Source organism: Streptomyces sp. NPDC002825, assembly GCF_040295385.1.
Lineage (GTDB): Bacteria > Actinomycetota > Actinomycetes > Streptomycetales > Streptomycetaceae > Streptomyces.
The window spans coordinates 48,031-74,571 of record NZ_JBEOVH010000002.1; the positions used below are offsets into that span (position 1 = coordinate 48,031).

Here is a 26,541-nt window from a genome sequence, read left to right on the forward strand (position 1 = left end):
ATCTTGGTGTTGGTGCCGGTCGGGCGTCCGATGGCAGGCTGAGGCCATGGACATCTTCAAGACGACGAGCGGTGCGGTACGAGGCTTCCGGGCGTCGGACGACGTCGTCGCCGTGCTCGGAATCCCTTACGCCGCACCGCCGTTCGGCGCCCACCGGTTCCGGGAACCCGCCCCGGCGGACGCGTGGAGCGGGGTACGGGAGTGCACGGCCTTCGGCCCGATCGCCCCGCAGTCGGCGGAGCTGCCCGGCGCGCCCGTGTGGTCGCCCGGCGACGAGGACGTCCTCACCGTCAACCTATGGACCCCGGCTCCGGACGGCGGCTGCCTGCCCGTCCTGGTCTGGATCCACGGCGGCGCCTACACCTTCGGCTCCTCCGCCCAGCCCGACTTCGACGGCGAGGCCCTCGCCCGCGCCGGTCTGGTCGTCGTCACCCTCAACTACCGGGTCGGTTTCGAAGGGTTCGGGCACATCCCCGCCACCGACGACATCGGCTTCCCCGACAACCGGGGGCTCCTCGACCAGGTCGCCGCCCTGCGCTGGGTGCGGGAGAACATCGCCGCGTTCGGCGGCGACCCCGGCAACGTCACGGTCGCCGGCCAGTCCTCCGGGGGCGCCTCGGTCGCCTGCCTGATGGTGATGGACCGGGCCCGCGGCCTGTTCCACCGCGCCATCGTCCACAGCCCCGCCAGCCCCCACTACACGCGCGACATCGCCGGCGCGACCACCCGGGAGATCGCCGCCGCGGCCGGCCGTCCGGTGACGGAGGCCACGCCCCAGGCCCTGGTCGCCGCCTCCGACCAGGTCGTCGACACGTATCGGCGGGACCCGGCATCCGGATCCCGCCACTACGACCCCTCGCTGTACGCCCCCGTCCTCGACGGCGACGTCCTGCCCGTCGACCCCCTCACGGGCCTCGCCGGGGGCGCGGCCAGGGACGTGGACCTCCTCGTCTGCCACACCACCGAGGAGTACTGGCTGTTCGACGCCGTCGACAGTTGCGCCAAGGTCACCACGGAGGAGCAACTGGACCGGTTCGCCGAGGACTTCGGGCTTCCCGGGGGCCTCGTCGACGGCTACCGCGCCGCGCAGCCCGAAGCCCGGGTGCCCGACGTCTACCTCGCCGTCTTCGGCGACCTCCTCTTCGGCGAGTACGCCCACCGGCTCGCCGAGCAGCACGCCCGGGGCGGCGGCAGGGCGTTCCTGTCGCGCTTCGACCGGCGGCGCACCGGCCCGCACGGGGCCGTGCGCGCCTGGCACTGCGCGGACATCCCCTTCGCCTTCGGCAACGTCGGCAAGGACTGCGTCTCCTTCCTCATCGGCGGCGCCCCCACCTCCGCCGACCACGACCTCGCCCGGCGGATGGTGGGTGCGTGGTCCGGCTTCGCCGCAGGCGGAGACCCGGGCTGGCCGGCGTACGACGACACCACCGGACAGGCGAAGCTGTGGCGGACGGAGGGGGAGGAGCGGGACGAGCCCGTCGCTCCCCGCGCCCTCTGGGAGGGGGCCGAGTTCCCCCTCCTGTGTCCCTGAGCACGGAGTCCCGCCGTCAGACGCGGGGCTCCCGGGGACCCGGTCGCCCGGGTACGCCGGCGGGGTCACCGTCGCGTCCTCGCCGACCCGCAGGAAGCCCCGGTCCGACCCGTCGGCGGCCAGGACCGGGTTGCGGTGCGTGCCGTCGCCCAGGTCGCACGTGCGGCGGGCGCTCACGAGGCCACCGCCCTGCGGACCAGGGCCGCGGCCGCCGCCCGGTCGAGCCGGCCGTCGGCGACGACGGTCACCACGCGGCGTACGAAGGTCTCCCCGGCCGCCACCGGAAGCCGCGCCTCGTACGCGAGGGACGAACCGACCGCCGGGTACTCGGCGGCGCGCACGAACCACGGGTCGCGCCGGGTCTGCGCGGTCGCCCCGGCGAACACAAGCGTCCAGCCCTCGCCGGCCAGGGCCACCCAGCCGGCGGCGGCACCGTGCACCGCCTCCTCTCCGTCGGCCCGCGCCCCGAAAACCACGGGCGCGGTGTGACGGTCGGCGACATGCCGCTTTCGGTGTAATCGGGGGTTTGCGGGTTCTCCGGCGGTCACGCTGTGCCTGTCGATCACCGCCCGGTCGGGAGACCGCTGGTGCACAGGTCACCTGACGTGCCGGCCGAGATGAGGAAATGACCATGGCTCTGAGCCGCCGCAGCTTCGTCGCCTATGCCCTCGGTGCCGGACTGGCGCTGGACGTCGGCGACGTCGTCGTCACTCCCCGTACGGCGAGCGCCGCCGACACGCCGCTCCCACCGGAGCTGCTCGCCGGCCAGGCGCTGAGCTCGTCGACCGTACGGCTGATCTGGACCGCGGTCGCGGGGGCCGAGACCTACCGGGTCTACCGGGACGACGTGCTGCTCGTCGAACAGCCCGGCACCCTCCTCGAGGACACCGGTCTCACGGCGACGACGACCTACCGCTACGAGGTCACGACCGTGATCGCCGGAGTCGAATCGGCACGCTCGGCGCCCGTCGACGTGCTCACCCAGCGGGCGGACCCCACCACGGTGCCGACGGCACCGACCAACCTCAAGGCGAGCTCGCTCACGTCGTCCGGCGTGAAGCTCTCCTGGACCAAGTCCACGTCCGTGGCCAAGATCACCGGCTACCGGATCCTCCGCGGCGCCGTCGGCGCGCCGGTCGAGAGCCTGGTCCAGATCGCGACGACCGACGGAGGCACCAGCTACACCGCGAGCAAACTGTTCGCCAACCGCGCCTACCAGTTCGCGGTCCGCGCCGTCGACGTCGCGGGACACGTCGGCCCGGCGGCCACCATCGCCGTCACCACCAAGACCTCGAGCGACACGAGCGCCCCTTCCGCGGTCTCGAACAGCAGCGTCGTGGTGCGCCGGTACTCCGACAGCCGGCTCGACACCACCTGGGGCTCGTCGAGCTCCAGCGACGTCGCCGGCTACCAGGTCTACCGGAACAACGTCCTCATCGCCACGGTGGAGGAGCCGCTCCGCAAGACGTACTCCGACAACGGCCTGACCCCGTCCACCTCGTACACCTACCGGATCGCGGCCGTCGACTCCGCCGGCAACGTCTCCGCCCTCACCTCCGGCCGTGCCGGCTCCACCCCCGCGGCCGGAACCGTCCTCGTCACCCGCGGCCCCTACGTCGTCCAGACCGACGGGACGAGCGCACGCGTGCTGTGGTGGACCAACCTCGCGACCGACAGCACCGTCGACTTCGGGGTCGGCTCCTTCACCGAGAGCGTCTACGACCCCACCCCGCGGCTGCAGCACGCCATGCTGCTCGGCGGGCTCGCACCCGGGACCGAGTACGTCTACCAGGTGCGGTCCGGCAACGCCACGCTCGCGGGCAACCGCTTCACCACCGCACCCGCGCCCGGCACGGCCTTCACCTTCGCGGCGGTCGGCGACTACGGGGGCGGCTCGGGACAGGAGACGAGCCTCGCCAACCTGATCGCCGCGTCGCCGGCCCAGTTCGTGCAGACGCTCGGCGACAACGTGTACCCGGACGCCCAGGACCCGGATCCGGAGCACTTCTACTCCGACTTCGACAACCGCTTCTACAAGCAGTACGGCCCGGTCATCCGTACCCGGACGCTCTACCCGGCGAACGGGAACAAGGAGTACTACGGCGACGGCGCGGCCGCACGGAACCTGTGGTCGCCGAACAACCAGCGCTGGTACAGCTACGACTGGGGCGACGCGCACGTCCTCGTCGTCGACAGCGAGCAGCCGCTGACGGCCGGCTCCGCGCAGCGCGCCTTCATCGCGGCCGACCTCGGCGCCGCGACGGCGGCCTGGAAGATCTGCGTCGTCCACCGCCCGCCCTACAGCTCGACGACCAGCAGCTCCAGCTCGTCGACGGTCCTCTCCGGTCTCGTACCGCTCCTGGACCAGTACGGGGTCAAGCTCTGCCTCTCCGGCAACTCCCACAACTACGAGCGGAGTTACCCGCTGCGGGCGGGCGCGGTCGATCCGGCGGGCGTGACGTACGTCGTCTCGGGCGGCGGTGGCAACGGACTCAACCAGTTCACGATGAGCCAGCCGTTCTGGAGCGCGTACAGGTCCGCGCGCTTCGAGTACGTGCAGTGCTCGGTCTCGCCGACCGAGCTCGTCCTCAACGCGTACAGCGACACCGGGGAACTCTTCGACACCACGACGCTGACCCAGTGAACCGCCGGCCCCCGAACGGGGGCCCGGTAGCCTCGCGTCCATGACGAACACTCAGCCCCCACGTGACACCGCCCGCCGCATACGGGACGTGCTCGGCCGGCTCGACGAGGAACAGGACATCTGGGTGTCCACGGCGGACACGACGGGGGAGCCGTACCTCGTGCCGCTGTCCTTCCTCTGGGACGGCAGCCACCTGTGGTTGTGCACGCGCCTCTCCAACCCCACCGGCCGCAACCTCGCGGCCGGCGGCCGGGCGCGCCTGGCGCTCGGACACACGCGGGACGTGGTCCTGCTCGACGGCGAGGTCACGACCCTCGGTCCCGGGCAGGTCCCGGTGGAGGCGGCGGACGCGTTCCACAAGAAGACGGGCTGGGACCCCCGCGGCTCGGGCCCCGCCTACCACTGGTTCCGGGTGCGCCCGACGGCGGTCGAGGCCTGGAACGAGGAACCCGAGCTGAAGGGACGCCACCTCATGCGGGACGGGGTCTGGGCGGAGACGGTCTGATCGCCGAACTGCGCGAGCGGGGCCGCTTCTACGGCGCAGCGCTCACTGTCAGGCCCGACGGTGCCGGGCCTGACAGCCGGTGAAGCCGAGGTGCGCCAGGCGCACCCGTCCCTTGAGGCGGACCCGGAGGCCCGTCACCCCGTGCAGGTCCGTGGTGAATCGCTTCGACGCGACCCGTCGAGTGATCGCTTCGGCGACCCAAGCAGACGGTGGTGCGGGGGAGTTTAGGTGTCCAGACCGATGACGGGGGGAATGGCGAAGCGTTTCGACGGGAACGGGCGGACAGCGGTCTACCGAACGGTTCAGTCTTGACAGTGAACTGGTCGGTGTAGTTCTGTCGTGGCCGGGGGCGGCGCGGGCCGCCGGCCGTGACGAGGGAGGCGGAGAGATGTTCGCGGTGGTGTACCGGTGGCGGGTGCGTCCGGGCAGGGAGCAGCTGCTCGTGGACGGTTGGCACCGGGTGACGGTGGCGATCCATCAGGAGTGCGGAAGCTACGGCTCCCGGCTCCACCGGGCGGACGACGGGACGTGGGTGGCGTACGCCCGCTGGCCCGACCGGGAGACCCGCGAGAAGTGCGGGACCCCCGACCCGGAGGGTGAGGCGATGATGCGCGAGGCCATCGCGGAGTACTTCCCCGAGACGCGCCTGACCCTCGTCGACGACCTGCTGGCGGAGCCGGAGGGCGACTGAAGGCGTGGCGGAGGTCCGGCGGTCGACGGGAGGAGTGGTGGATCGCCGGGGGTGTCGGGGGGAGGGGTGCCCGCGCTAGTCTCTGTCCGCGATTTCGATCGTCGTACGGGATATCGAACAGCGTGATGGTGAGGTGGGGGCTCATGGGACGACTCGTTCCGGCGGTGGCGAGGGCATTCGACATACTGGAGCTCTTCCTCCAGGGCGACGGCACACTGTCAGCCCCCGAGATCACCCGCAGGCTCGGACTGCCGCGCACCACCGCCCACGAGCTGGTCACCACCCTGGCCGCCCGCAACTACCTCGCCCCCGTGCCGGATCAGCCCGGCCGCTACCGGCTCGGCGTCCGCCCCTATCAGCTCGGCAGCCGGTACGCGGAGCAGCTCGACCTCTCCGCCGAGGGGCACCAGGTCGCCCGCGAGGTCGCCGACACCTGTGGCGAGACCGTCCACGTCGCCGTCCTGGAGGACGCGGACGTCATCTACATCGCCAAGGTGGACTCCACCCGGGCGGTACGGATGGTCTCGGCGGCCGGCCGCCGGCTCCCCGCCCACTGCACCGCCGTCGGCAAGATGCTCCTCGCCACCCTTCCCGAGGACGAGCTCGACGAGCGCCTCGAAGCGCGCGAACTCGTCGCCATGACGCCCCACAGCCTCGCCGACCCGGACGCGCTGCGGGCCGCGCTCGCGGAGATCCGGATCCTCGGCGTCGCCGTCGAGCAGCAGGAGTCCAACCCCGACGTCAGCTGTGTCGCCGCACCCGTACGGGACCGCTCGGGCCGGGTCGTCGCGGCGCTGTCCGTCTCCGTGCCGGTCCACCGCTGGAACGAGGACCGGGAGAACGAACTCACGGCCCTGGCCGTCAAGGGCGCCGGCCGGCTGTCGGCCCGCCTGGGCCACCGGGCGGTGCGCTGACGTCGGGCACGGGCGTCGGCGACGGTGGCGGTCGGCCGGGTCGGCCGGCGGCGGTGACGTCCGGGCGTCCACCGTCCGTGCGTGCACCGGTAGGGCTGGCGTCCGTGCGTGCACCGGCGGGGGTGGCGTCCACCAATCGGCTCCGACCTGCTGGACTACCTCGTCGACCCCAACGTCTTCCGGTACGAGGACGGGCACGTCGCCCTGCCGCCCGGACCGGGCCGCGGCATCGAGGTGGACGCGAAGGCCGTCGAACGGGCCGCCGAGACCGGGCGCCGCCGGCGCAACCGGCCCGGCGCCGCGACGACGGCCCGCCGGCCGAGTGGTAGCAGGACACACGAAAGGGACGGGCTCGCGAACGAGCCCGCCCCTGGCCGTGGTTCAGCGGTGGGCGAGCACACCCGCCGCCGGCAGCAGCCTGCTGTCGTAGTCGAACAGGGCCTGGTTCTCCCAGCCGTTGCCCGAGGACGGGTCGGCCGGGTCCCAGCCGTTGCCCGCGACGGCCGTCCACGTGGGCTCCCAGTAGATGACGCCGAGACCGCGGCCGTTCGGCACGGCCTCGACGACGTTCATGACGTCCCGCAGCCAGGCCGTCTGGCCCGCGCTGCTCGCCGGATAGCCGGAGACCAGCTCCGACGAGAGGTCGATGATGTTCTCGTGGGCGTCCTCGCTGTCCAGCCGGAACGGGTACGCGGTCTCCGCGACCATCACCTTCTTGCCGTAACGCGCCGAGACGTCGTCGAGGTTGGCCTGGAGCGAGGACAGCGCGCCGTGCCAGTAGCCGTAGAAGGACAGCGCGATCACGTCGTAGCTCACGCCCTGAGCGGTCGCGTTGTCGAACCACGTCCGGTAGAGCGTGTTGTCGCCGCCGTGGGCGAGGTGCAGGGCGATCTGGGTGTTCGACGAGACCGCCTTGGCGGCGGAGATCCCGGACTTGAGCAGCCCGGCGAGCTGGGACCAGTTGCTCGTGGAGCCCTCGGGCCAGAGCATGCCCGTGTCGATCTCGTTGCCGATCTGCACCATGTCGGCCGTGGTGCCCTGCGCCTTGAGGGCGTTCAGGACGTCGTACGTGTGGTTGTAGACGTCCGTCTTGAGCTGGGTGTACGAGTGGCCCGACCAGGCGGTGGGCTTGGTCTGGGCGCCGGGGTCGGCCCAGATGTCGGAGTAGTGGAAGTCGACGAGGAGCTTCATGCCCTGCGCCTTGATCCGCTGCGCGGTCGCGAGCACACGGGCCTTGGTGTTGTAGCCGTCCGCCGGGTTCACCCACACCTTGAGACGGCCGTAGTTGGCGCCGGAGTTCTTGAGGAGGGCGACCGGGTCACCGGTGGTGCCGGAGCCCGACTTGTAGGTGCCGCCGAAGTCCTCGCTCTTCCTCAGCGCGGACAGGTCGACGCCCTTCACGGCGAGCCCGGTCGTGCCGGACGTGAAGGTGAGGTCGTCGACGTTGATCCAGTTGCCCGCGTTCGCATCGGAGTTGATGCTGATCGTGCAGGCCCCGCCGACGACGGTGACCGGGGTGACGATCCGTATCCAGCCGCTCGACGTCACCGGAAGGTCGGTGCGCTGCTCGGCGGAGCCGCAGTTGCGCAGGGCGAGGTAGGCGGACTTCTGCCCGCCGCCGGAGCGGACCCAGGCGCTGAGCGTGTAGCTGCCGTCGGTCAGGCCGGTGAGGTACCGGTACGTCTCCACCTTGTACGCGGCGGAGGACCAGTGGCTCAGACGGTAGCCGCCGCTGTGGCCGCCGGCCTCGGTGAAGGAGGCGGAGTTCTGTCCGGTGGCGGAGTAGGTGGACCAGCCGGAGGGGGTCGCGGTCCCGGTGCCGTCGGCCTCGAAGCCCGCGTTGGTCAGGGTGGAGGCGGCTTCGGCGCGGTGCGCCGCGGGGAGCGGGGCCAGGAGCAGGGCGCCGAGCGCGGCGGCGAGGGCCGTGGCGCGCAGGCGGATGCGGCTGCCGTGTCGTACGGGGTGCATCGTCGAGTCCCTTCGACGGTGACGGACGGGAATGCGGTGCGGGGTGGTTCCTCACGGTGGTACGGCTCACCCGGGGGCGGCGCAGCGGGTGCGGACCGCCCCCGGGGAGTTCGGGGGAGCGGGCTCAGGCGTCGAGGCGTACGACCCTGACGGCCCCGGCCGGGACGGTGAGCTTGCCGTCCGCCGTGTCGCCGAGGAGGAGCTCCGTGCCGGAGCCGTCCAGCGGCACCTCGGCGTCCTCGGCGGAGTGGTTGAGGGCGAAGACGTACCGGGCGTCCGGGCCCGCGCGGTGCACGACCTCCACGTCGTGCGGCAGCGCGGTGCGCGGGGCGACCCCGGCGTCCTCGCAGGCGGCGGCGAGGATCGCGTCGAGCGAGGCCGCGTCGAGACGGGTGGAGACGTACCAGGCGGTGCCCCGGCCGAGCCGGTGCCGCGTGACGGCGGGCCCGCCGGCCGCCGGGCCGTCCGCGTACGTCCACACGGTCTCCGCCCCGCGCGGGCGGACGAACTCCGTCCAGACGTCCCCGACGAGCGTGGCGCCGTCCGGTCCGGTGATCGTCACCCGCTGGTCGTCCAGGAGCGGGGACCACTCGTCGACGGTGAGGCCGAGGACCTCGCGCAGGGCCCCCGGACAGGGGCCCGGGTGGACGGCGTCGTGCTCGTCGACGATCCCGGAGAAGTACGAGACGACGAGGGTGCCGCCGTTCTCGACGTACTCGCGGAGGTTCTGCCCGGCGGCCTCGGTGGTGAGGTAGAGCGCGGGCACGACGACCAGCGGGTAGGCCGACAGGTCGGACTCGGGGTGCGCGAAGTCGACGGTGAGGTGCCGGTCGTAGAGCGTCTCGTAGAAGCTGTCGGCGCGCTCGCGGGCCTCGTGGGCCGCGTTGGGCCGCCACTCCAGGTTCTGCGCCCACCAGGAGTGCCAGTCCCAGACCATGGCGACGTCCGGGACGGTCCGGCTGCCGCGCACCTCCCCCAGGGCCTCCAGACCGGCGCCGAGTTCGACGACCTCGCGCCAGATCCGGGTGTCGGTGCCGCCGTGCGGGACCATCGCCGAGTGGAACTTCTCGGCGCCGCGCCGGGACTGGCGCCACTGGAAGAACATGGCGCCCTCCGAGCCCCGTGCGACGTGGGCGAGGGAGTTGCGGGCCATCTCGCCGGGGCGCTTGGCCGGGTTGCGGGCCTGCCAGTTCACGCCGGAGGTGGAGTGCTCCAGGAGCAGCCAGGGCGCGCCGCCGGCGACGGAGCGGGTGAGGTCGGCGGCCATGGCGAGGTTGACGTGGGTGCGGCGGCCGTCGGTGATCAGGTAGTGGTCGTTGGTGACGAGGTCGACCTCGCGGCCCCAGGCCCAGTAGTCGATCGAGTCGCACTGGCTGAGCGCGGTCATGAAGTTGGTGGTGACGGGGATGTCCGGGGTCAGTTCATGGAGGATGTCCCGTTCCATCCGGAAGTTCTCCCGGATGGTGGCGTCGGCGAAGCGGCGGTAGTCCAGCTGTTGGCCCGGGTTGCCGACGGTGGCGGTGACGCGGGGCGGGTCGATCTCCTCGTACGAGCCGTAGTGCTGGCCCCAGAAGGCGGTGCCCCAGGCCTCGTTCACGGCGTCCACCGAGCCGTGCGTCTCGTGGAGCCAGCGGCGGAAGTGGGCGGCGCAGCCCTCGCAGTAGCAGGCGCTGACGGGCACGCCGTACTCGTTGTGGACGTGCCAGAGGGCGAGCGCCGGGTGGCTGCCGTACCGCTGGGCCAGCGCGGTGGTGATCCCGGCGGCGGCCGTGCGGTAGACGGGCGAACTGTGGCAGATCGCCCCGCGTGAGCCGTACGAGAGGCGGACGCCCTCGGCGGTGACGGGCAGGGCCTCGGGGTGGGCGCGGTAGAACCAGGCGGGCGGCGCCACGGTGGGGGTGCCGAGGTCGACGCGGACGCCGTTCTCGTGCAGCAGGTCGAGGATCCGGTCGAGCCAGCCGAAGTCGTACCGGCCGGGCTCCGGTTCGAGGAGGGCCCAGGAGAAGATCCCGACGCTCACCATGGTGACCCCGGCCTCCCGCATCAGCCGGACGTCCTCCTGCCAGACGCTTTCCGGCCACTGTTCGGGGTTGTAGTCCCCGCCGAACGCGAGCCGGTGCAGGCCCTTGGGAGTGGTCTGCGGCATGAGTCTCTCCTGAACGCTCGGAAGGTGAAAGCTGTGGATCGCTGGGAACGTGCACACAGTCGATCTCGATGGGGCAACGCAACATAACCGCACACGAACAACCATTGACAAGTGTCCGGAACATTTCTCTACTGTGAACGCTCACAGATGCATGACGGCCATCCCGCTCCAGGGAGAGGCCCCTTTTTCGGTCAGGGAGAAGTACCCCATGCCTCACATTTCGCGCCGCGGACTCGCCGCCGCCACCGCCGTCCTGCTCGGTGCCACCGCGCTCACCGCCTGCGGTTCCTCCGACTCCGGCGGCAAGGCTGACGCCGAGTCAGGCCCCGTCTCGCTCACCTACTGGGCCTGGGCGCCCGGCATGGACAAGGTCGCCGCCCTCTGGAACGCCGAGCACCCCGACATCAAGGTCACCGTGCAGAAGCAGGCCTCGGGAGACGACCTCGTCACCAAGATCATCACCGCCACCAAGGCGCACAAGGGTCCCGACCTCGTCCAGGCCGAGTACCAGGCACTCCCGACCCTCGTCAGCAACGACTCCCTGGCCGACATAGCCGCCGAGGTCCCGGAGAAGGCCCGCGACGCGTTCGCCCCCGGCGTCTGGCAGCAGACCACCTTCGGCGGTCCTGCCGTATACGCACTGCCCCAGGACTCCGGGCCGCTGATGTTCTTCTACCGCGAGGACCTCTTCAAGCGGTACGGCCTCTCCGTCCCCACCACCTGGGACGAGTTCGCCGCCACCGCCCGCACCCTGAAGCAGAAGGCCCCGGACAAGTCCCTGACCACCTTCTCCGCCAACGACGCCGGCCTCTTCGCCGGCCTCTCCCAGCAGGCCGGCGCCAAGTGGTGGACCTTCGCGGGCGACAACTGGAAGGTCGGCATCGACGACGCCGCCACCCGGAAGGTCGCCGACTTCTGGGGCGGGCTGGTCGCCGAGGGAGCCGTCGACAACCAGCCGATGTACACCCCCGCCTGGAACAAGGCCATGAACACCGGCGAGCAGCTCGCCTGGGTCAGCGCCGTCTGGGCCCCCGGCACCCTCACCACCGCCGCCCCCGCAGGCAAGGGCAAGTGGGCCATGGCCCCGCTCCCGCAGTGGACCAAGGGCGGGAATGTCACCGGCAGTTGGGGCGGCTCCTCCACCGCCGTCACCGCCGACTCCAAGCACAAGGCGGCCGCCGCGAAGTTCGCCATCTGGCTGAACACCGACCCGAAGGCCCTCGCCGCCCTCGTCAAGGAGACCGGCATCTACCCCGCCGCCACCGCCGCCCAGACCAGCGGCGCCCTCGCGAAGGCCCCCGACTACTTCGCCAACCAGCCCGACTTCTACACCCGCGCCGCCGAGATCGCGAAGACCACCGCGCCCGGCGCCTGGGGCCCCAACGTGAACGTCGCCTACACCTCCTTCAAGGACGAGTTCGGCAAGGCCGCCAAGGCCAAGGCCAAGTCCGGCTTCGCCACCGCCCTCACCGCCATGCGGGACACCACCGTCGCGGACCTGAAGAAGCAGGGCTTCGGAGTCGCCAAGTGACGCAGCCCCACCAGGGCGCGCGCCGGTCGTACGGGGTCAAGGCGGCCCCGTACGGCTTCCTCCTCCCCGCCGCCCTCCTCTTCGCCCTCTTCTTCGCCCTCCCCATCGGCTACGCCCTCTGGCTCAGCTTCCACAAGGTCGAGATCAAGGGCCTCGGCCTCGGCAGGGGAGCCCGGCACGAGGTCTGGGCCGGCCTGCGGAACTACACCTCCGCCCTCACCGACTCCGAGTTCCTCCACAGCGCCCTGCGCGTCCTCGGCTACGGCGCGATCGTCGTCCCCGTCATGCTCGGCCTCGCCCTGTTCTTCGCGCTCCTGCTCGACTCCGAGCGCGTCCGGGGCCGCTCCTTCGCCCGGCTCGCGATCTTCCTGCCGTACGCCGTGCCCGGAGTCATCGCGGCGCTCCTCTGGGGCTTCCTCTACCTCCCCGACGTCAGCCCCTTCCTGTACGTCCTCGACGCCCTCGGCCTCCCGGAGCCCGACCTCATGGACGGCGGCCCCCTCTACCTCGCGATGGCGAACATCGCGGTCTGGGGCGGCACCGGTTTCAACATGATCGTCATCTACACCGCGCTGCGCTCCCTGCCCGCCGAGGTGTACGAGGCCGCCAAGCTCGACGGCTGCTCGGAGCTCCAGATCGCACTCCGCGTCAAGATCCCGATGGTGGCACCCTCCCTGGTGCTCACCTTCTTCTTCTCGATCATCGCCACCCTCCAGGTCTTCAACGAGCCCATGACGCTCAAGCCGCTCACCAACGGCATCCCCTCCACCTGGAGCCCCCTCATGAAGGTCTACAACGACGCCTTCACCGGCGGGAACATCCACGCCGCCTCGGCCACCGCCGTCGTGCTCGCCCTCGCCACCTTCGCGCTCTCCTTCGCCCTCCTCCGGGTCTCCAACCGCCGCACCACACAAGGAGCAAGCCGATGACCGGGCTCGCCTCCCCGATCCGCGCCTCCGCCCCGGCCGCCGGCACCACCCCCGGCACCTCCCAGGGCCCGCCCGCCGACTCCGGCGGAAAGACCCGCGGCCGCGTCGCGCCGCTCCCCACGGCGGCCCTCGTCCTCGGTGCGCTCTACTGCCTGCTGCCCGTCGCCTGGGTCGTGGTCGCCGCCACCAAGTCGGGCGAGGACCTCTTCTCCACCTTCACCTTCCTGCCCGGCGACGGCTTCGCCGACAACCTCGCCGACCTGAACACGTACCGCGAGGGCATCTACTGGCGCTGGATGGGCAACTCCGTCTTCTACGCGGGCCTCGGCGCCGTCCTGTCCACCGTCGTCTCCGCGTTCGCCGGCTACGCCTTCGCCGTCTACCGCTTCCGCGGCCGCGAGGCCTTCTTCAACGTGATCCTCACCGGCGTCCTCATGCCGCCGGTCATCCTCGCCATCCCGCAGTACCTCCTCATGGCCGAGGCCGACCTCACGGACACGTACGCCTCCGTGCTGCTGCCGCTGATCCTCTCCCCGTACGGCGTCTACCTCGGCCGCATCTACGCCGAGGCCGCCGTCCCCATGGAACTCGTCGAGGCCGGGCGGATGGACGGCGCCGGAGAGTGGCGCATCTTCCTGCGGATCGCCGTCCCCATGATGTCCCCGGGCCTGGTGACGATCTTCCTCTTCCAGTTCGTCGCCATCTGGAACAACTTCCTGCTGCCGTTCATCATGCTCGGCGACGACGAGAAGTTCCCCATGACCGTCGGCCTGTTCACCCTCCTCAAGCAGGGTGCCAGCCAGCCCTCCCTCTACACGCTCGTCATCACCGGAGCCGGCCTCGCCGTTCTCCCGCTCATCGCGCTGTTCCTGGTCATCCAGCGCTTCTGGAGCCTCGACCTGCTGTCCGGCGCCGTAAAGTCCTGACCACAGGGGATCGAGGGGAAACACACAGCATGAGCACAGCAGCGAGCAGGCGCCGCCCGGCGACCATCCACGACGTGGCCCGCGAGGCCGGAGTCTCGCGCGGCACCGTCTCCCGTGTCCTCAACGGCGGCCACTACGTCAGCCCGACGGCGAAGGCCGCCGTCGACGCCGCGATCCGAAGAACGGGATACGTCGTCAACCGGCACGCCCGCTCGCTGATCACCGGCAAGTCCGACTCGGTCGCCTTCCTCCTCACCGAACCCCAGGAGCGCTTCTTCGAGGACCCCAACTTCAACGTCCTCCTCAGGGCCTGCACCCAGGCCCTCGCCGCCCAGGACATCCCGCTCCTCCTGATGATCGCCGGCACCGAGGACGAACGCCGCCGCAACCTCCGCTACATCGAGGCCGGTCACGTCGACGGCGTCCTCCTCGTCTCCAGCCACTCCGGCGACCCCGTCGTGGCCCGGCTGCACGAGGCGGGCGTCCCCGTCGTCGCCTGCGGCAAACCCCTCGGCCAGACCGCCAAGATCGGCTACGTCGCCGCCGACGACCGGGACGGCGCCCGCGACATGGTGCGCCACCTGTACGCCACCGGGCGGCGCCGGATCGCCACCGTCACCGGACCCCTCGACACCCCCGGCGGCGTCGAGCGCCTCGCCGGCTACCGCGAGACCCTCGCCGAACACGGCCTGCCCGTCGACGAGACGCTCATCGCCACCGGCGACTACAGCCGGGCCAGCGGCGAGGACGCGGCCCGCGCCCTCCTGGAGCGCGCCCCCGACATCGACGCCCTCTTCGTCGCCTCCGACCTCATGGCGCAGGGCGTCCTCGACGCCCTCGCCCGCGCGGGCAGGCGGGTCCCCGAGGACATCGCCGTCGGCGGCTTCGACGACTCCCCGGCGGCCCTCTCCTCCCGGCCCTCGCTGACCACCATCCGCCAGCCCTGGGACCGGATCAGCACCGAGATGGTCCGGACGCTCCTCGCGCGGATAGCGGGCGAGGACCCGGTGACGGTCATACTGCCGACGGAGCTCGTCCGCCGCGAGTCGACCTGACGCCACCCCGTCCCGAGGCGGCCGGCCGTCCTTCGAGAGGTCGTCTCAGGTGGCCCGCGTCAGCCGTCGGACATCGCCGCCCAGCCGTACCCGAAGTAGTCCAAGCCCTGGCTGTCGTCGACGGCTTGGAAGGAGCGGGTCAGGCTGCGGTACTGCATGCTGCGCGGGTTCTTCCCGTCCTTCAGCAGCCGCTGTTCCTGGTCCATGAGCTCTTGCGAGCAGGTCCGGTGGGTGGTCCGGGTGAGCCCGGACATCGAGAGGACGTCGCCCCCGAAGGCGGCGCTCCCCGTGAAGTCGTTGCAACCGGCCCTGCCGGTGACGGTCCCGTCCCGGTGGAAGACGAAGTACACCTCCTCGCCGCCGACGACCGGCGCCACGGAGTCGCCCACGATCAGATGGTCCAGCCGCCACCGGGAGCCGAAGAGCCCCTTGGGCCACATCAGTTTCACCGCGATGTAGTCGCCCCGCCGGTTCTTCAGGTCCATCGTCAATTCGTCGACGCGCTGGTGGATGGTGAGCGGCCCGCTGAAGAGCTTCCGCAGCTCCTCCTCGAAGGCGCGATCCCACGGTGGGCAATGCCGGGCCGGGGCCGCCCCGTCGGTCTTCCGGCCGACGGTGAGTGCTGTTCCGGTGACGGTGGTCGCCGCCTTGAACGGGACGCATCCGTAGTTGCCCCGGGCCGTGTCGTCGTAGCCGAACTCGACCCAGGCGGCGGCATGGGGCGGCGCGGTGGTCACCCGCCCGCCGACGGTGACCCACTGCACGTACCAGCGCGCCCCCACCAGCAGCCCTCCGTTCCCGCCGGGACCCTTGGGGGTGGGCGTGACCGTGGCCCGTCCCGCCTCCGCCGGCGTGCACCCGGTGATGAGGAGCAGGGCGGCGAGCAGGGTTCCCATGACGGCCCTGGTGCGAGATCCATCCTTGGCGTTCACGCGCACGAAGTACATGGAGGAGGAGACGGACGAGGCCCGCGCAGGGTTGTACGGTCCCCCGGCCCGAGCGCCGAACGGCTTGCCCAGCGCCCACGTCCGTCACGCCGAGCACGTCCACGAGGAACTCCGTCAGTTCGTACACGCGCGGGGCCAGGGCCGCGGCCTCCGCGCCGAACGGCGGGTAGTGACGGCGGACGATCGCCGCGCACGAACCCGACGGGGTGACGACGTGGGCGTACCCCTCGAAGGCCCGGACCGTGCGCCGTACGAGCGGCTCGGTCTCGGCGCGGTAGCCGGTGTTGAACTGCGGCTGCCCGCAGCAGGACTGGGCCTCGGGAAGTCGACCTCCACGCCCAGCCGTTCGAGGAGCCGGACCGTGGCCACGCCCGTGGAGGGGAAGACGGCGTCGTTGACGCAGGTGACGAAGAGGGCGACACGCATCACGGGTTCCTCGGGGCGGAGTCGAGTCGGGCGGCGCTTGCGGTACGTAGTGTCGCAGGGGCACGTCCGGGCGACGGGCCGACGCATCGGCCTGATCGCTTCCCCGCGCGTGAGGGGCCGCGGGCGACCGGCCGCATAGGATGAATTCACGGAGCGGGACCCCACCCGGACAGGGGGGCAGGGGCAGGACGGACCAGGTGGGACGGATGACGGACACCGCACGGACAGGCGGAAACGGCGACGGCGCGGCCGGCGGTGGTGCCGGGTCCGTGGGGATCAAGGACGTCGCGCGCGAGGCGGGCGTCTCCGTCGGCACCGTCTCCAACGTGATCAACCAGCCCGACCGCGTCTCGCCCGCGACCCGCCGGCACGTCCAGGCCGTCATCGCGCGCCTCGGCTATGTCCGCAGCGAGTCCGCCCGCCAGCTCAGGGCCGGCCGCAGCCGCATCATGGCGCTGCTCGTCCTCGACATGGGCAACCCCTTCTTCGTCGACGTCGCCCGCGGCGCCGAGCGCACCGCCCGGGCCGCCGGCCTCGGCGTCATGGTCTGCAACAGCGACCAGAACCCCGCCGACGAGGCCGACTACCTCTCCCTCTTCGCCGAACAGCGCGTCCGGGGCGTCCTGGTCACCCCCGCCGACCCGAGCGGGGAGAACCTGCGGGCGTTCCGCCGCCACGGCATCCCGTCCGTGCTCGTGGACCGGGTGGCGGGCGACGACGAGGCCGGGTGTTCGGTCTCCGTCGACGACGTCGTCGGCGGTTCCCTCGCGATCCGGCACCTCGTCGCGACGGGCCACCGCTCCTTCGCGTACGTCAGCGGCCCCGCCCATCTCCAGCAGGTCCGTGACCGGCGCGAGGGCGCCCTGCTCGCGCTCGCCGAGGCCGGTCTTCCGGCCTCGGCGCTCCGGGAGATCCCGACCGAGCGTCTCGACGTGGCGTCGGGGCGGGACGCCGGGTCCCGGCTGCTCGGCCTCGCCGACCGTCCGACCGCCGTCTTCTGCGCCAACGACCTGCTCGCCCTGGGAGTGCTCCAGGCGCTGTACGCGGCCGGGGTCCGGGTCCCGGAGGACATGGCGATCGTGGGCTACGACGACATCGAGTTCGCCGCGGCCGCGACCGTACCCCTCACCTCCGTACGCCAGCCCGCGCTGACCCTCGGGGCGAAGGCCGCCGAGCTGCTCCTGGAGGAGACCGGCGAGCAGGCGGCCGACCACCGGCACGAGCACGTGGTGCTCCAGCCGGAACTGGTCGTCCGCCGCTCGACGCTCGCCGCGCGCTGACCCCGGCCGGGGGGCCGCTCAGCGCACGCCGAGGAGGTGCTCCAGGGCCAGCTGGTCCAGGAGTTCGAAGGCCATCGAGCGGGCCGCGGCCGCGTCCGGGTCGAAGGACTCGTACGCCGTGGGGTCGGCGAGCAGCCCCGCGAGACCGTCGGCGGCCGTGGGGACGGCGAGCTCGGGCAGCCGGGAGGCGGCGAGCGCCGCCACGACGTCCGGGTCGGCGCGGAAGGCCGCCGCGCGCTCCTTGAGGATCAGGTAGTTCCGCATGCAGTTCTTCGCGGACTCCCACACCCCGTCGAAGCCGTCGGTGCGCACCGGCTTGAAGTCGAAGTGGCGGGGGCCCGTGTAGCCGGCCGTCTCCAGGAGGTCGACCAGCCAGAACGCCTGGCGCAGATCGCCCGCGCCGAAGCGGAAGTCCTGGTCGTACTTGATGCCCGACTGGCCGTTCAGGTCGATGTGGAACAGCTTGCCCGCCCACAGCGCCTGCGCGATGCCGTGCGGGAAGTTGAGACCGGCCATCTGCTCGTGGCCCGTCTCCGGGTTCACGCCGACGAGCTCGGGGCGCTCCAGGCGCTCGATGAAGGCGAGCGCGTGCCCGATCGTGGGCAGCAGGATGTCGCCGCGCGGCTCGTTCGGCTTGGGCTCGATCGCGAAGCGCAGGTCGTAGCCCTGCTCGGTGACGTACTGGCCGAGCAGGTCGAAGGCCTCCTTCATGCGGTCGAGCGCGACCTGGACGTCCTTCGCGGCCCCGGACTCGGCGCCCTCCCGGCCGCCCCAGGCGACGTAGGTCGTGGCGCCGAGCTCGACGGCCAGGTCGATGTTCCGGAGGGTCTTGCGCAGGGCGAAGCGGCGCACGTCCCGGTCGTTGGCGGTGAAGGCGCCGTCCTTGAAGACGGGGTGGGTGAAGAGGTTCGTGGTCGCCATGGGCACGGCGAGTCCGGTGCGGTCCAGGGCGGCCCGGAAACGCTTGACGATCGCGTCCCGCTCGCCGTCGGGCGTGCCGAAGGGGAGCAGGTCGTCGTCGTGGAAGGTGATGCCGTACGCGCCGAGGGCGGCGAGCCGCTCGACGGACTCCACCGGGTCGAGGGCGGGGCGGGTCGCCTCGCCGAAGGGGTCGCGGCCCTGCCAGCCCACGGTCCACAGGCCGAAGGTGAACCGGTCCTCGGGCGTGGGGGTGAAGCGCTCCGCCATGGTGTCTCCCTGCTACTGGTCACTGGATTTGTTTTCTGAGATAACTAATACGGGACGTGGCCGCTCGGCGCCAGCCCCGACGAGTAGAGAGATGAGGTGAGGGCGTGCCCGCGAGCCGCTCCGTCGTGATCGGCGTGGACAGCTCCACGCAGTCCACCAAGGCCGCCGCCGTCGACGCCGACACCGGCGAGCTCCTCGCCCTCGGCCGCGCCCCGCACACCGTCACCGGCTCCGCCGGGGCGCGCGAGAGCGACCCCGCGGAGTGGTGGACCGCCCTCGCCGCGGCCGTCCGCGCGGCCGTACGGGACGCGGACGTGCCGGCCTCCGACGTCACCGGCATCGCGGTCGCCGGCCAGCAGCACGGCCTCGTCGCCCTCGGCGCCGACGGCCGGGCCCTGCGTCCCGCACTGCTCTGGAACGACACCCGGTCCGCCCCGCAGGCGGCCGCCCTCGCCGAGCGCCTCGGCGGCCCCAAGTCGTGGCTGGAGCGGACCGGTTCGGTCCCCGTCGCCTCCATGACCGCCGCCAAGTGGCAGTGGCTCCGCGAGAACGAGCCCGAGCACGCCGAGGCCGTCCGCGGGATCCGCCTCCCGCACGACCACCTCACCGAACGCCTCTCCGGAGCCGCCGTCACCGATCCCGGGGACGCCTCCGGCACCTGCTGGTACGGGACCGCCACCGGCGCCTACGACCCGGACGTCCTCGACCTCCTCGGCCTCGACCCGGCCCTGCTGCCGGCCGTCGCCCCCTCCGGCGCCGCCCGCGCCGGCACCCTCACCCCGGCCGCCGCCGAGGCCCTCGGCCTGCCCCGTACGGTCGCCGTCGCCGCCGGGACCGGCGACAACATGGCCGCCGCCGTCGGACTCGGCCTCGGCGGCGCGGGCCTCCTCGACCACCCCGTCGTCAGCCTCGGCACCTCCGGGACCGTCTTCGCCGCGACCCGCGCCCGCCCCGCCGACCCCGGACTCGCGGGCTTCGCCGCCACCGACGGCACGTACCTCCCGCTCGGCTGCACCCTCAACTGCACGCTCGCCGTGGACCGGTTCGCCACGCTCCTCGGCCTCGACCGCGAGGACGCGGCACCGGGCGGCGGGGTCGTCGTCCTCCCGTACCTGGACGGCGAACGCACCCCCGACCTTCCGCACGCCGCCGGCCTCGTGACCGGCCTGCGGCACGCCACCGACCCGCGCGCGGTCCTGGGTGCCGCCTACGAAGGCGCGGCCTTCACCGTCCTGCGCGCACTCGACGAACTCCTCGCCGCCTGCGGCCTCGACCCCGAGGCGCCCGCCGTACGGGACCGTCCGCTGCGCCTGATCGGCGGCGGGGCGCGCGGCCGGGCCTGGACGGAGACCGTTCGCAGACTCTCCGGCCGCCCCCTGCTCGTCCCGGCCGCCGAGGAGCTCGTCGCCCTCGGCGCGGCGGCCCTGGCCGCGGGGGCGGCGACCGGCGCCGACCCGGTCGCGCTGGCCACGGCCTGGGGCACGGGCGCGGGAACGGTCCTGCCTCCGGTCCCGCGCGACGAGGAGACCTGGGACCGGATCGCGTCCGTACTCACCGCGGCGACACCGGCACTGCTGCACTGAGCGCGGCGCGGCGAAGCCCTGTCCTGGCCGTGATCCCGGGGTTACCCTGCGGAAGACAACGGGGGAGGCACCATGGTTTCGCTAGTCGTTCTGTTCGGCGTGCTCGGTGGCATCGGGACGCTCCTGACCGTCACGCTGCTCCGCAGAGGCGGCGGCCGCGTGGACACGGTCGAGGGTCTGCTCCAGGAACAGGAGGCCGTCCGCCGGGCGAAGGCGGACCGCGTCTCCTTCGGCCTCGGCTCCCACAACCTCCCGCCGACCGCGAGCGACAGCTACGTCCGCGGCAGCGGACGGCCTTAGGCCGAGCGGCGGCGGTGGTACGCGACCGCCACCGCCGTGAGCAGCGGCGCCCAGGCGACCAGAGGGAGGTAGCAGACGTAGAGCAGCGTCTGCTGGAACGGGCTCACCCTGAGGTCGCTGGGGGAGGCCGGGCCGATGCCCGCGTACACCACGTACACGAACCAGCAGGTGAGAGCGGCGAGCCCGAACGCCCCCGCCAGCGCGGCGAAGGTCGCGCCCCGGGCACCGACGGGACGTCCGCCGAGGAACGGCAGCCGGCGGGGGAACACCTCGCCCCACTCGCGCACCAGACCCAGCGTCAGGAAGGCGAGCAGCTCGGCGAGGACGGTGAGCCCGAGCTGGTAGGCGCCCTGGCCGAGACTCGGGTCGTCCACCTCGGCCACCGGCGCGCCGAACGTCAGGGCGAGGCGCCAGAGACCGGACGGCAGGACGACCAGCGGCACGGCGTGGGCGGCGACGGCGGCCCAGCGGGGCACGCCCGGAAGGGCCTTGAGCTTCATCATGCCGCCCAGACTGCCGCCGTACGGAGGCCCCGGCATCGCCCTGGTGGCCGCGCCGTCTCCCCCGCGCGGGGGAGACGGCATCCTCCTGTCAGGCCCCCGCGGCAGCCGTGACCCGGCGCTGGTGGACGCGCAGGTGCAGCGTCGCCAGGTCGAGGAGCGGGGTCGGCACGCCGAGGGCGCGCGCCCGGCCGGTCAGGTCGCCGAAGAGGTGCTCGACCTCGGTGGGGCGGCCCGCCACCAGGTCGCGGTAGAGCGACGGCACCATCGGCGAACCCGGGGCCGACACCACGGCGAGCGTCGCCGCCCGCTCCTCCTCCGGTACGGGATGCCCGGCCGCGGCGGCGACCGCGGCCGCCTCGTCGAGGACCGCCGGGCCCAGGACCGGGCCGCCCTCCACGTCGTAGACGTCGCCGACCGTGCCGCGCATCAGGCTCGTCACCGCGCCGAACGTCGTGATGAACACCCACTTGTGCCACATCGCCGTGAGGACGTCGGCCGGCACCGGCGCGTCGATCCCCGCTCCTTCGAGGACCTCGCGGATCCGCTCCACGCGCGCGGAGACCTTCCCGTCCCGCACGTCCTGCTCGCCGAAGGCCAGATGGGCCAGCGGGGCGAGCCGGCGGATGTCGCCCGCCTCGTCCAGGGTGGTCACCACCTTCGCCACGCCGCCGAGGACGGGCTCCCTGCCGAAGCGGGCGTTGAGGGCGTCGATGTGGGCGAGGCCGTTGAGGAGCGGTATGACCGCCGTGTCCGGTCCGACGGCCGGCGCGACGTCCTCGATCGCCCGGTCGAGCCCCGTGGACTTCACCGAGAGCAGCACGAGGTCGTACGGCTCGCGCAGCTCGTCGGCCGTGACGAGGCGGGGCTCCACCGTCCACTCCTCGTCCCGGCCCACGACCCGCAGCCCGCGCTCGCGCAGCGCGGCCGCCCGGCCCGGGCGGACCAGGAACGTGACGTCCTCGCCGGCACGGGCGAGCAGGGCGCCGAAGTAGCCACCGGTGGCACCGGCGCCGACGACCAGGATCTTCATCAGGGTGAACCCTTCGTGGGGCGCCGCGAGGGCGCGGTGGTGAGGAGCGGGGTGAGCAGCCGGTGCGGCCGGGCGAGCGCCGCCGTCACCGGATCGTCGTCCGGGGCCGCGGGAGCGAGCCCCGGGCCGGGGGCGACCAGGACGTCCCCGACGGGCACGGCCGCGCCGCAGCCGGCACAGCGCCCGTCCGGGTCGAGCGGGGCCTCGCCCTCCGCGTGCAGGAAGACGCGGCGCGGGCCGCCCCCCGCCGCGTAGAACTCCTCGCCCCAGACGGTGAGCGCACGGACGGCCGGCCACAGCGCGACCCCCTTCGGCGTGAGCCCGTACACCTCGCGGCGGCCCGTGCCCGTCCCGGGGCGGCGCGTCAGGACGCCCGCCTCGGTGAGAGTGGCGAGCCGGTCGGTGAGGACGGCCCGGGGGACACCCAGGTGCGCCGCGAACTCCCCGAACCTGCGGACCCCGTAGAAGGCGTCGCGCAGGATCAGCAGCGTCCAGCGCTCGCCGACGATCTCCATCGAACGGGCGAGCGCACAGGTCTGACCGCGGTAGTCGCGCGGAAGCGTCATGGGCGGGAGCCTAGCGCAGAACAGTTCGGTGACCGAACTGTTTTCATGTGGGCGAAAGGGCCGACTAGGCTTTCGCTCACCATGAACCAGCCCACGGAACCCAAGGCCGACAAGTCGGGAGTGCGCCGGCACAACCTGAGCCTCGTCCTGCGGACCGTCCACGACGCGGGCGAGACGACCAGGGCGGCGGTCGCCGCCCGCGTCGGGCTCACCCGGCCCGCCATCTCCTCCCTCGTCGAGCAGCTCCTCGACCTCGGCTTCCTCGTCGAATCGGGCAAGACCTTCAGCGGGCAGGCGGGACGGCCGGGCACCGTCCTCAAACCGGCGGACACCGGACCCGCAGGCCTCGGCGTCGAGATCAACGTCGACTACGTCACCGTCCGCGTCGTCGACCTGACCGGCACCGACCGCGTCCACCGCACCGAACACCTCGACAACCGGGCGGCCGACGCGGCCGGCGTCCTCGCCCGCGCCGCGGGCATCGCCGCCGAGGCCCTCGACGAGGCCGCCGGGCTGCGCCTCGCCCCGGCCGGAGCCGCGCTCGCCCTCCCCGGGCTCGTCTCCGGCGGGACCGTCCGGCAGGCCCCCAACCTCGGCTGGAACGAGGTCCCCGCCGAAGCCCACTTCGGCAAGGCCCTCACGGCCCTGCGCCCCGCCACCGCCGGCCTCCCCGTCACCTCCGACAACGAGGCCAACATGGCCGCCCTCGCCGAACTGTGGTCCGGCTCGCTCGGCGCCGTCCGCACCTTCCTGCACCTCACGGGGGAGATCGGCGTCGGCGGCGCGATCGTCGTCCACGGCGAACTCCTGCGCGGCGCCCACGGCTTCGCCGGCGAGATCGGCCACCTCGTCGTCGACGCCGAGGGGCCGCGCTGCCGCTGCGGCTCCCGCGGCTGCCTGGAGCAGTACGCCGGACAGGCCGCCCTCCTCGCCTCGGCGGGCGCCGCCGACGTCCGGGACCTCGCGGGCCGCGCCGAGGCCGGGGAACCGCGCGCCCTCACCGCCCTCGCCGAGGCCGGCCGGATGCTCGGCCGAGCCCTGTCGGGAGCCGTGAACCTCCTCGACCCCGAGGCCGTCGTCCTCGGCGGCATCTACCCGCAGCTGCTGCCCTGGCTGACGCCCGCCCTCGCCGACGAGCTCTCCGCCCGCGTCGTCTCCGGCCTCTGGACCCCGGACGCGGGGCGCCTCCGCCCCGCGTCCACCGCCACCGACGCCTCGCGCGGCGCGGCCGCCCTCGTACTCCACGACGTCCTGGCCGACCCGCTGACCTACGCGCCGCAGTAGGGTCGGCGACGACGTCCCGGCCTGCACGCCGGTGGAGTCGGTCACGGTGTCCTGGCCCGTGCCGCTGGGGTCGGTCACGGTGTCCTGGCCTGCGCCGCTGGGGTCGGTCACGGTGTCCTGGCCCGCGCCGCTGGGGTCGGCCACGGCGTCCCGGCCTGCGCCGCTGGGGTCGGTCACGGCGTCCCGGCCCGCGCCGTTGGGGTCGGTCACGGCGTCCCGGCCGACCCACTGAACAACGCGCCGCCGCCCACGGCTCTCATCCCGCTCTCACACGGGCCTTATCCCGTCATCACACGCGGCCCCTACCTTCGCGCCCATGTTCTTCACCTACCTCCGGCGCGAGCTGCGCCGTCGCAGAAAGGCGGCGCTCGTCGTCGCCTCCGGGCTCGCGCTCGGCATCGCGCTGGTCATCGTCGTCAACTCCGTCTCCTCCGGCATGAGCCGTGCCCAGGGCAAGGTCCTGGAATCCCTCTACGGCCTCGGGACGGACCTGACGGTGACCAAGGCGCAGGAGCGGCCCGCGGAGGGGACGCAGCCGCAGCGGCCCCGGTTCGAGTTCGAGGGCAAGGAGGACGGCAAGGAGCAGAGCAGCGACCGGCTCATGGTCCAGGGCTTCCAGACCCTCGCCGACTCCACCGTCGGCACGGTCGCGAAGCAGCAGGGCGTCGCCCAGGCCGTCGGCGGTCTGAGCCTCGTCAACCTGAAGATCGACGGCGAGTTCAAGCGCGGTCAGATCCAGCGCGGCCAGGCCCAGCAGGCCCAGCCCGTCGGCCCCGGCGGCGAGAACGGTGGCAGCGGCGGCGGCCCCGGCGACACCGTCACCGGCGGTGGCGCGGCCTTCGACGTCGACTCCTTCACGATCTACGGCACCGACGTCGCCGCCCCCGACCTCGGCCCCCTCACCACCTCCACCGTCTCCACGGGCCGCACCTTCAAGACCACCGAGACGGACGCGAAGGTCGCCGTCGTCGACAGCGCCTACGCCCAGGAGAAGGACCTCTCCGTCGGCGACGAACTGACCGTCAAGGGCGTCACGTTCGAGATCATCGGCATCGCGACCGCCGACAGCGGACAGTCCGCCGCCCAGGTCTACCTGCCGCTCAAGCAGGCGCAGACCCTCTCCGGATCCGCCGGAAAGATCACCACGATCTATGTGAAGGCGACCGACTCGACGCGCATCGACGCGGTCAAGACCGCCATCCAGAAGAACGTCGCCGGCACCACCGTCACCACTTCCGCCGACCTCGCGAAGACGGTCTCCGGTTCGCTCGACACCGCCGCCGACCTCGCCTCCAACGTCGGCAAGTGGCTCTCGTACGCGGTGCTGCTCGCGGCCGTCCTCGTCGCCGGGCTCCTCACCTCCTCCGCCGTCGGCCGCCGGGTCCGCGAGTTCGGCACCCTCAAGGCCCTCGGCTGGAAGAGCGGCCGGGTCACCCGCCAGGTCGTCGGCGAGGCCCTCGTCAACGGCGTCATCGGCGGCGCCCTCGGCATCGCGATCGGTCTCGCCGGAGCGTACGCGGTCACGGCCGCGAGCCCGACCCTCACCGCCGAACTCGGCGCGGGCGGAGGCGGGTTCGGCGGGCGCGGCGGCGGCATGGTCCTCGGCGGCCCCGGCATGGCCCGTACGGTCGCCGGCAAGACGGTCGACATCGCGCTCACCGCCCCCGTCAGCGTCACCACCGTGGGTCTTGCCGTCGTCCTCGCCCTCGGCGGCGGACTCGTCGCGGGTGCCTTCGGCGCCTGGCGCGCCTCGCGGCTCCGCCCCGCCGACGCGCTGCGCCGCGTCGAGTAGACCCGCCTCCAGCCCCAGTTACGGACCACAGGAGTCCCACCATGTACGAACTCATCGGCGTCACCAAGCAGTACCGGCGGGGACAGAAGAGAGTCGACGCGCTCGCCGGGATCGACCTCACCCTCGCCCAGGGCGACCGGCTGGTCATCCAAGGGCCCACGGGCGGCGGCAAGTCGACCCTCCTGCAGATGCTCGGCGGCCTCGACCGCCCCACCTCCGGCCAGGTGCTGCTCGACGGCACCGACCTGGCCGCGCTCTCCGAGCGCCGGCTGACGGCCGTGCGCGGCGAGAACATCGGCTTCGTCTTCCAGAGCTTCAACCTCATCCCCACGCTCACCGCCCAGGAGAACGTGGAGACCGCGCTCGTCCCGCTCGGCGTCAAGGCCGCCGAGCGGCGCACCCGGGCCGCCGAAGCGCTGCAGTCGGTCGGCCTCGGCGAGCGGCTCGGGCACCTGCCGTCCGAGCTCTCCGGCGGCCAGCAGCAGCGCGTGGCCATCGCCCGCGCGCTCGTGAAGCGGCCGAAGGTGCTCCTCGCCGACGAACCCACCGGCAACCTCGACGAGTCGATGCGCGACGAGATCGTGGACCTGCTCGAAGGGCTCTGCGCCGAGCACGGGCTGACCTTCGTCATGGTCACCCACGACAGCGCCGTCGCCCGCCGCGCTCCCCGCCTGGCCACGATCGGAAGGGCCGGATCACGATCAAGGAGAACGGGCGGACGACGGCGGAGCGGGTCGAGGCCTGACCGGCCCGAACCCGGACCGGGTCGAGGCCTGACCGGCCTGAAACGGGACCGGGTCGA

General features: G+C 72.7%; 21 protein-coding genes and 3 pseudogenes. 15 read left to right on the plus strand and 9 right to left on the minus strand.

Annotated elements, in window-relative coordinates:
• Window positions 1–46: 46 nt before the first annotated feature.
• A complete protein-coding gene (locus tag ABT041_RS02575; protein WP_351177792.1) occupies window positions 47–1,531 on the plus strand; it encodes a carboxylesterase/lipase family protein in 1,485 nt (494 codons plus the stop codon).
• A gap of 173 nt (window positions 1,532–1,704) precedes the next feature.
• On the opposite strand, the pseudogene ABT041_RS02580 reads toward ABT041_RS02575, so the two are convergent.
• Window positions 1,705–2,010: pseudogene (locus tag ABT041_RS02580) on the minus strand (DUF6807 family protein); the annotation flags it as partial.
• Window positions 2,011–2,162: 152 nt separating this feature from the next.
• Between ABT041_RS02580 and ABT041_RS02585 the strand changes: the two are divergent.
• From ABT041_RS02585 to ABT041_RS02600, 4 genes are all read left to right on the plus strand, one after another.
• Entirely contained in the window at window positions 2,163–4,175 is a 2,013-nt protein-coding gene (locus tag ABT041_RS02585) for a fibronectin type III domain-containing protein (protein WP_351177795.1), read from the plus strand.
• Between the two features lie 40 nt (window positions 4,176–4,215).
• On the plus strand, window positions 4,216–4,680 hold the full coding sequence (locus ABT041_RS02590; RefSeq protein WP_351177798.1) for a pyridoxamine 5'-phosphate oxidase family protein: 465 nt from the start codon (window positions 4,216–4,218) through the stop codon (window positions 4,678–4,680).
• A gap of 388 nt (window positions 4,681–5,068) precedes the next feature.
• The gene (locus ABT041_RS02595) at window positions 5,069–5,371 is read left to right on the plus strand and encodes an antibiotic biosynthesis monooxygenase (RefSeq protein ID WP_351177801.1); all 303 of its coding nucleotides are present in this window, start codon (window positions 5,069–5,071) and stop codon (window positions 5,369–5,371) included.
• A gap of 143 nt (window positions 5,372–5,514) precedes the next feature.
• Entirely contained in the window at window positions 5,515–6,285 is a 771-nt protein-coding gene (locus ABT041_RS02600; RefSeq protein ID WP_351177804.1) for an IclR family transcriptional regulator, read from the plus strand.
• Window positions 6,286–6,666: 381 nt separating this feature from the next.
• Here ABT041_RS02600 and ABT041_RS02605 read toward each other — a convergent pair whose 3' ends face one another.
• Both ABT041_RS02605 and ABT041_RS02610 read right to left on the minus strand, forming a co-directional pair.
• Window positions 6,667–8,253, minus strand: coding sequence for a glycoside hydrolase family 53 protein (locus ABT041_RS02605; RefSeq protein ID WP_351177807.1), 1,587 nt, complete (start codon window positions 8,251–8,253; stop codon window positions 6,667–6,669).
• Window positions 8,254–8,377: 124 nt separating this feature from the next.
• Entirely contained in the window at window positions 8,378–10,399 is a 2,022-nt protein-coding gene (locus ABT041_RS02610) for a beta-galactosidase (protein WP_351177810.1), read from the minus strand.
• Window positions 10,400–10,607: 208 nt separating this feature from the next.
• On the opposite strand from ABT041_RS02610, the gene ABT041_RS02615 reads away from it, so the two are divergent.
• Genes ABT041_RS02615 through ABT041_RS02630 form a run of 4 tightly spaced genes read left to right on the plus strand, consistent with a single transcriptional unit; the run spans window position 10,608 to window position 14,840 of the window.
• Complete coding sequence (locus tag ABT041_RS02615) at window positions 10,608–11,930, plus strand: ABC transporter substrate-binding protein (RefSeq protein ID WP_351177812.1); 1,323 nt, start codon at window positions 10,608–10,610, stop codon at window positions 11,928–11,930.
• Complete coding sequence (locus tag ABT041_RS02620) at window positions 11,927–12,859, plus strand: carbohydrate ABC transporter permease (RefSeq protein ID WP_351177815.1); 933 nt, start codon at window positions 11,927–11,929, stop codon at window positions 12,857–12,859. Before ABT041_RS02615 ends, ABT041_RS02620 begins: the two co-directional genes overlap by 4 nt.
• Complete coding sequence (locus ABT041_RS02625; RefSeq protein WP_351177818.1) at window positions 12,856–13,785, plus strand: carbohydrate ABC transporter permease; 930 nt, start codon at window positions 12,856–12,858, stop codon at window positions 13,783–13,785. The genes ABT041_RS02620 and ABT041_RS02625 overlap by 4 nt, the downstream gene beginning before the upstream one ends.
• A gap of 29 nt (window positions 13,786–13,814) precedes the next feature.
• Window positions 13,815–14,840, plus strand: coding sequence for a LacI family DNA-binding transcriptional regulator (locus ABT041_RS02630; RefSeq protein WP_351177821.1), 1,026 nt, complete (start codon window positions 13,815–13,817; stop codon window positions 14,838–14,840).
• A 59-nt stretch (window positions 14,841–14,899) separates the two neighbouring features.
• On the opposite strand, the gene ABT041_RS02635 is transcribed toward ABT041_RS02630, so the two are convergent.
• Together ABT041_RS02635 and ABT041_RS02640 are read right to left on the minus strand one after the other, a co-directional pair.
• Entirely contained in the window at window positions 14,900–15,736 is an 837-nt protein-coding gene (locus ABT041_RS02635; RefSeq protein WP_351177824.1) for an META domain-containing protein, read from the minus strand.
• A gap of 121 nt (window positions 15,737–15,857) precedes the next feature.
• Window positions 15,858–16,213: pseudogene (locus ABT041_RS02640) on the minus strand (heterodisulfide reductase-related iron-sulfur binding cluster); the annotation flags it as partial.
• Between the two features lie 206 nt (window positions 16,214–16,419).
• On the opposite strand from ABT041_RS02640, the gene ABT041_RS02645 reads away from it, so the two are divergent.
• Window positions 16,420–17,493: a LacI family DNA-binding transcriptional regulator gene (locus tag ABT041_RS02645; protein ID WP_351177827.1), complete on the plus strand. Its 1,074-nt coding sequence runs from the start codon at window positions 16,420–16,422 to the stop codon at window positions 17,491–17,493.
• Window positions 17,494–17,511: 18 nt separating this feature from the next.
• Here the strand turns inward: ABT041_RS02645 and xylA are convergent, their stop codons facing one another.
• Window positions 17,512–18,681 (minus strand): xylose isomerase, encoded by a 1,170-nt coding sequence (xylA, locus tag ABT041_RS02650; RefSeq protein ID WP_351177829.1) that lies wholly within the window; start codon window positions 18,679–18,681, stop codon window positions 17,512–17,514.
• Window positions 18,682–18,785: 104 nt separating this feature from the next.
• Here xylA and xylB point away from each other — a divergent pair, with 104 nt between their 5' ends.
• Window positions 18,786–20,264 carry a xylulokinase gene (xylB, locus tag ABT041_RS02655; RefSeq protein WP_351177832.1) on the plus strand — a complete coding sequence of 493 codons (1,479 nt, stop codon included), beginning with the start codon at window positions 18,786–18,788 and terminating at the stop codon, window positions 20,262–20,264.
• Between the two features lie 72 nt (window positions 20,265–20,336).
• Window positions 20,337–20,564, plus strand: coding sequence for a hypothetical protein (locus tag ABT041_RS02660; protein WP_351177835.1), 228 nt, complete (start codon window positions 20,337–20,339; stop codon window positions 20,562–20,564).
• Here the strand turns inward: ABT041_RS02660 and ABT041_RS02665 are convergent.
• The 3 genes from ABT041_RS02665 to ABT041_RS02675 form a co-directional block, all read right to left on the minus strand.
• On the minus strand, window positions 20,561–21,067 hold the full coding sequence (locus tag ABT041_RS02665) for a hypothetical protein (protein ID WP_351177838.1): 507 nt from the start codon (window positions 21,065–21,067) through the stop codon (window positions 20,561–20,563). The genes ABT041_RS02660 and ABT041_RS02665 overlap by 4 nt on opposite strands.
• An 88-nt stretch (window positions 21,068–21,155) precedes the next feature.
• Entirely contained in the window at window positions 21,156–22,097 is a 942-nt protein-coding gene (locus tag ABT041_RS02670) for a ketopantoate reductase family protein (RefSeq protein ID WP_351177841.1), read from the minus strand.
• On the minus strand, window positions 22,097–22,663 hold the full coding sequence (locus tag ABT041_RS02675) for a winged helix-turn-helix transcriptional regulator (RefSeq protein ID WP_351177844.1): 567 nt from the start codon (window positions 22,661–22,663) through the stop codon (window positions 22,097–22,099). Before ABT041_RS02675 ends, ABT041_RS02670 begins: the two co-directional genes overlap by 1 nt.
• 81 nt (window positions 22,664–22,744) lie before the next feature.
• Here ABT041_RS02675 and ABT041_RS02680 point away from each other — a divergent pair, with 81 nt between their 5' ends.
• The 3 genes and pseudogenes from ABT041_RS02680 (at window position 22,745) to ABT041_RS02690 (ending at window position 26,484) form a co-directional block, all read left to right on the plus strand.
• The gene (locus ABT041_RS02680) at window positions 22,745–23,947 is read left to right on the plus strand and encodes an ROK family protein (RefSeq protein WP_351177846.1); all 1,203 of its coding nucleotides are present in this window, start codon (window positions 22,745–22,747) and stop codon (window positions 23,945–23,947) included.
• 316 nt (window positions 23,948–24,263) lie between these two features.
• Window positions 24,264–25,739 (plus strand): ABC transporter permease, encoded by a 1,476-nt coding sequence (locus tag ABT041_RS02685; RefSeq protein ID WP_351177849.1) that lies wholly within the window; start codon window positions 24,264–24,266, stop codon window positions 25,737–25,739.
• 41 nt (window positions 25,740–25,780) lie between these two features.
• Window positions 25,781–26,484: pseudogene (locus ABT041_RS02690) on the plus strand (ABC transporter ATP-binding protein).
• Window positions 26,485–26,541: the final 57 nt, after the last annotated feature.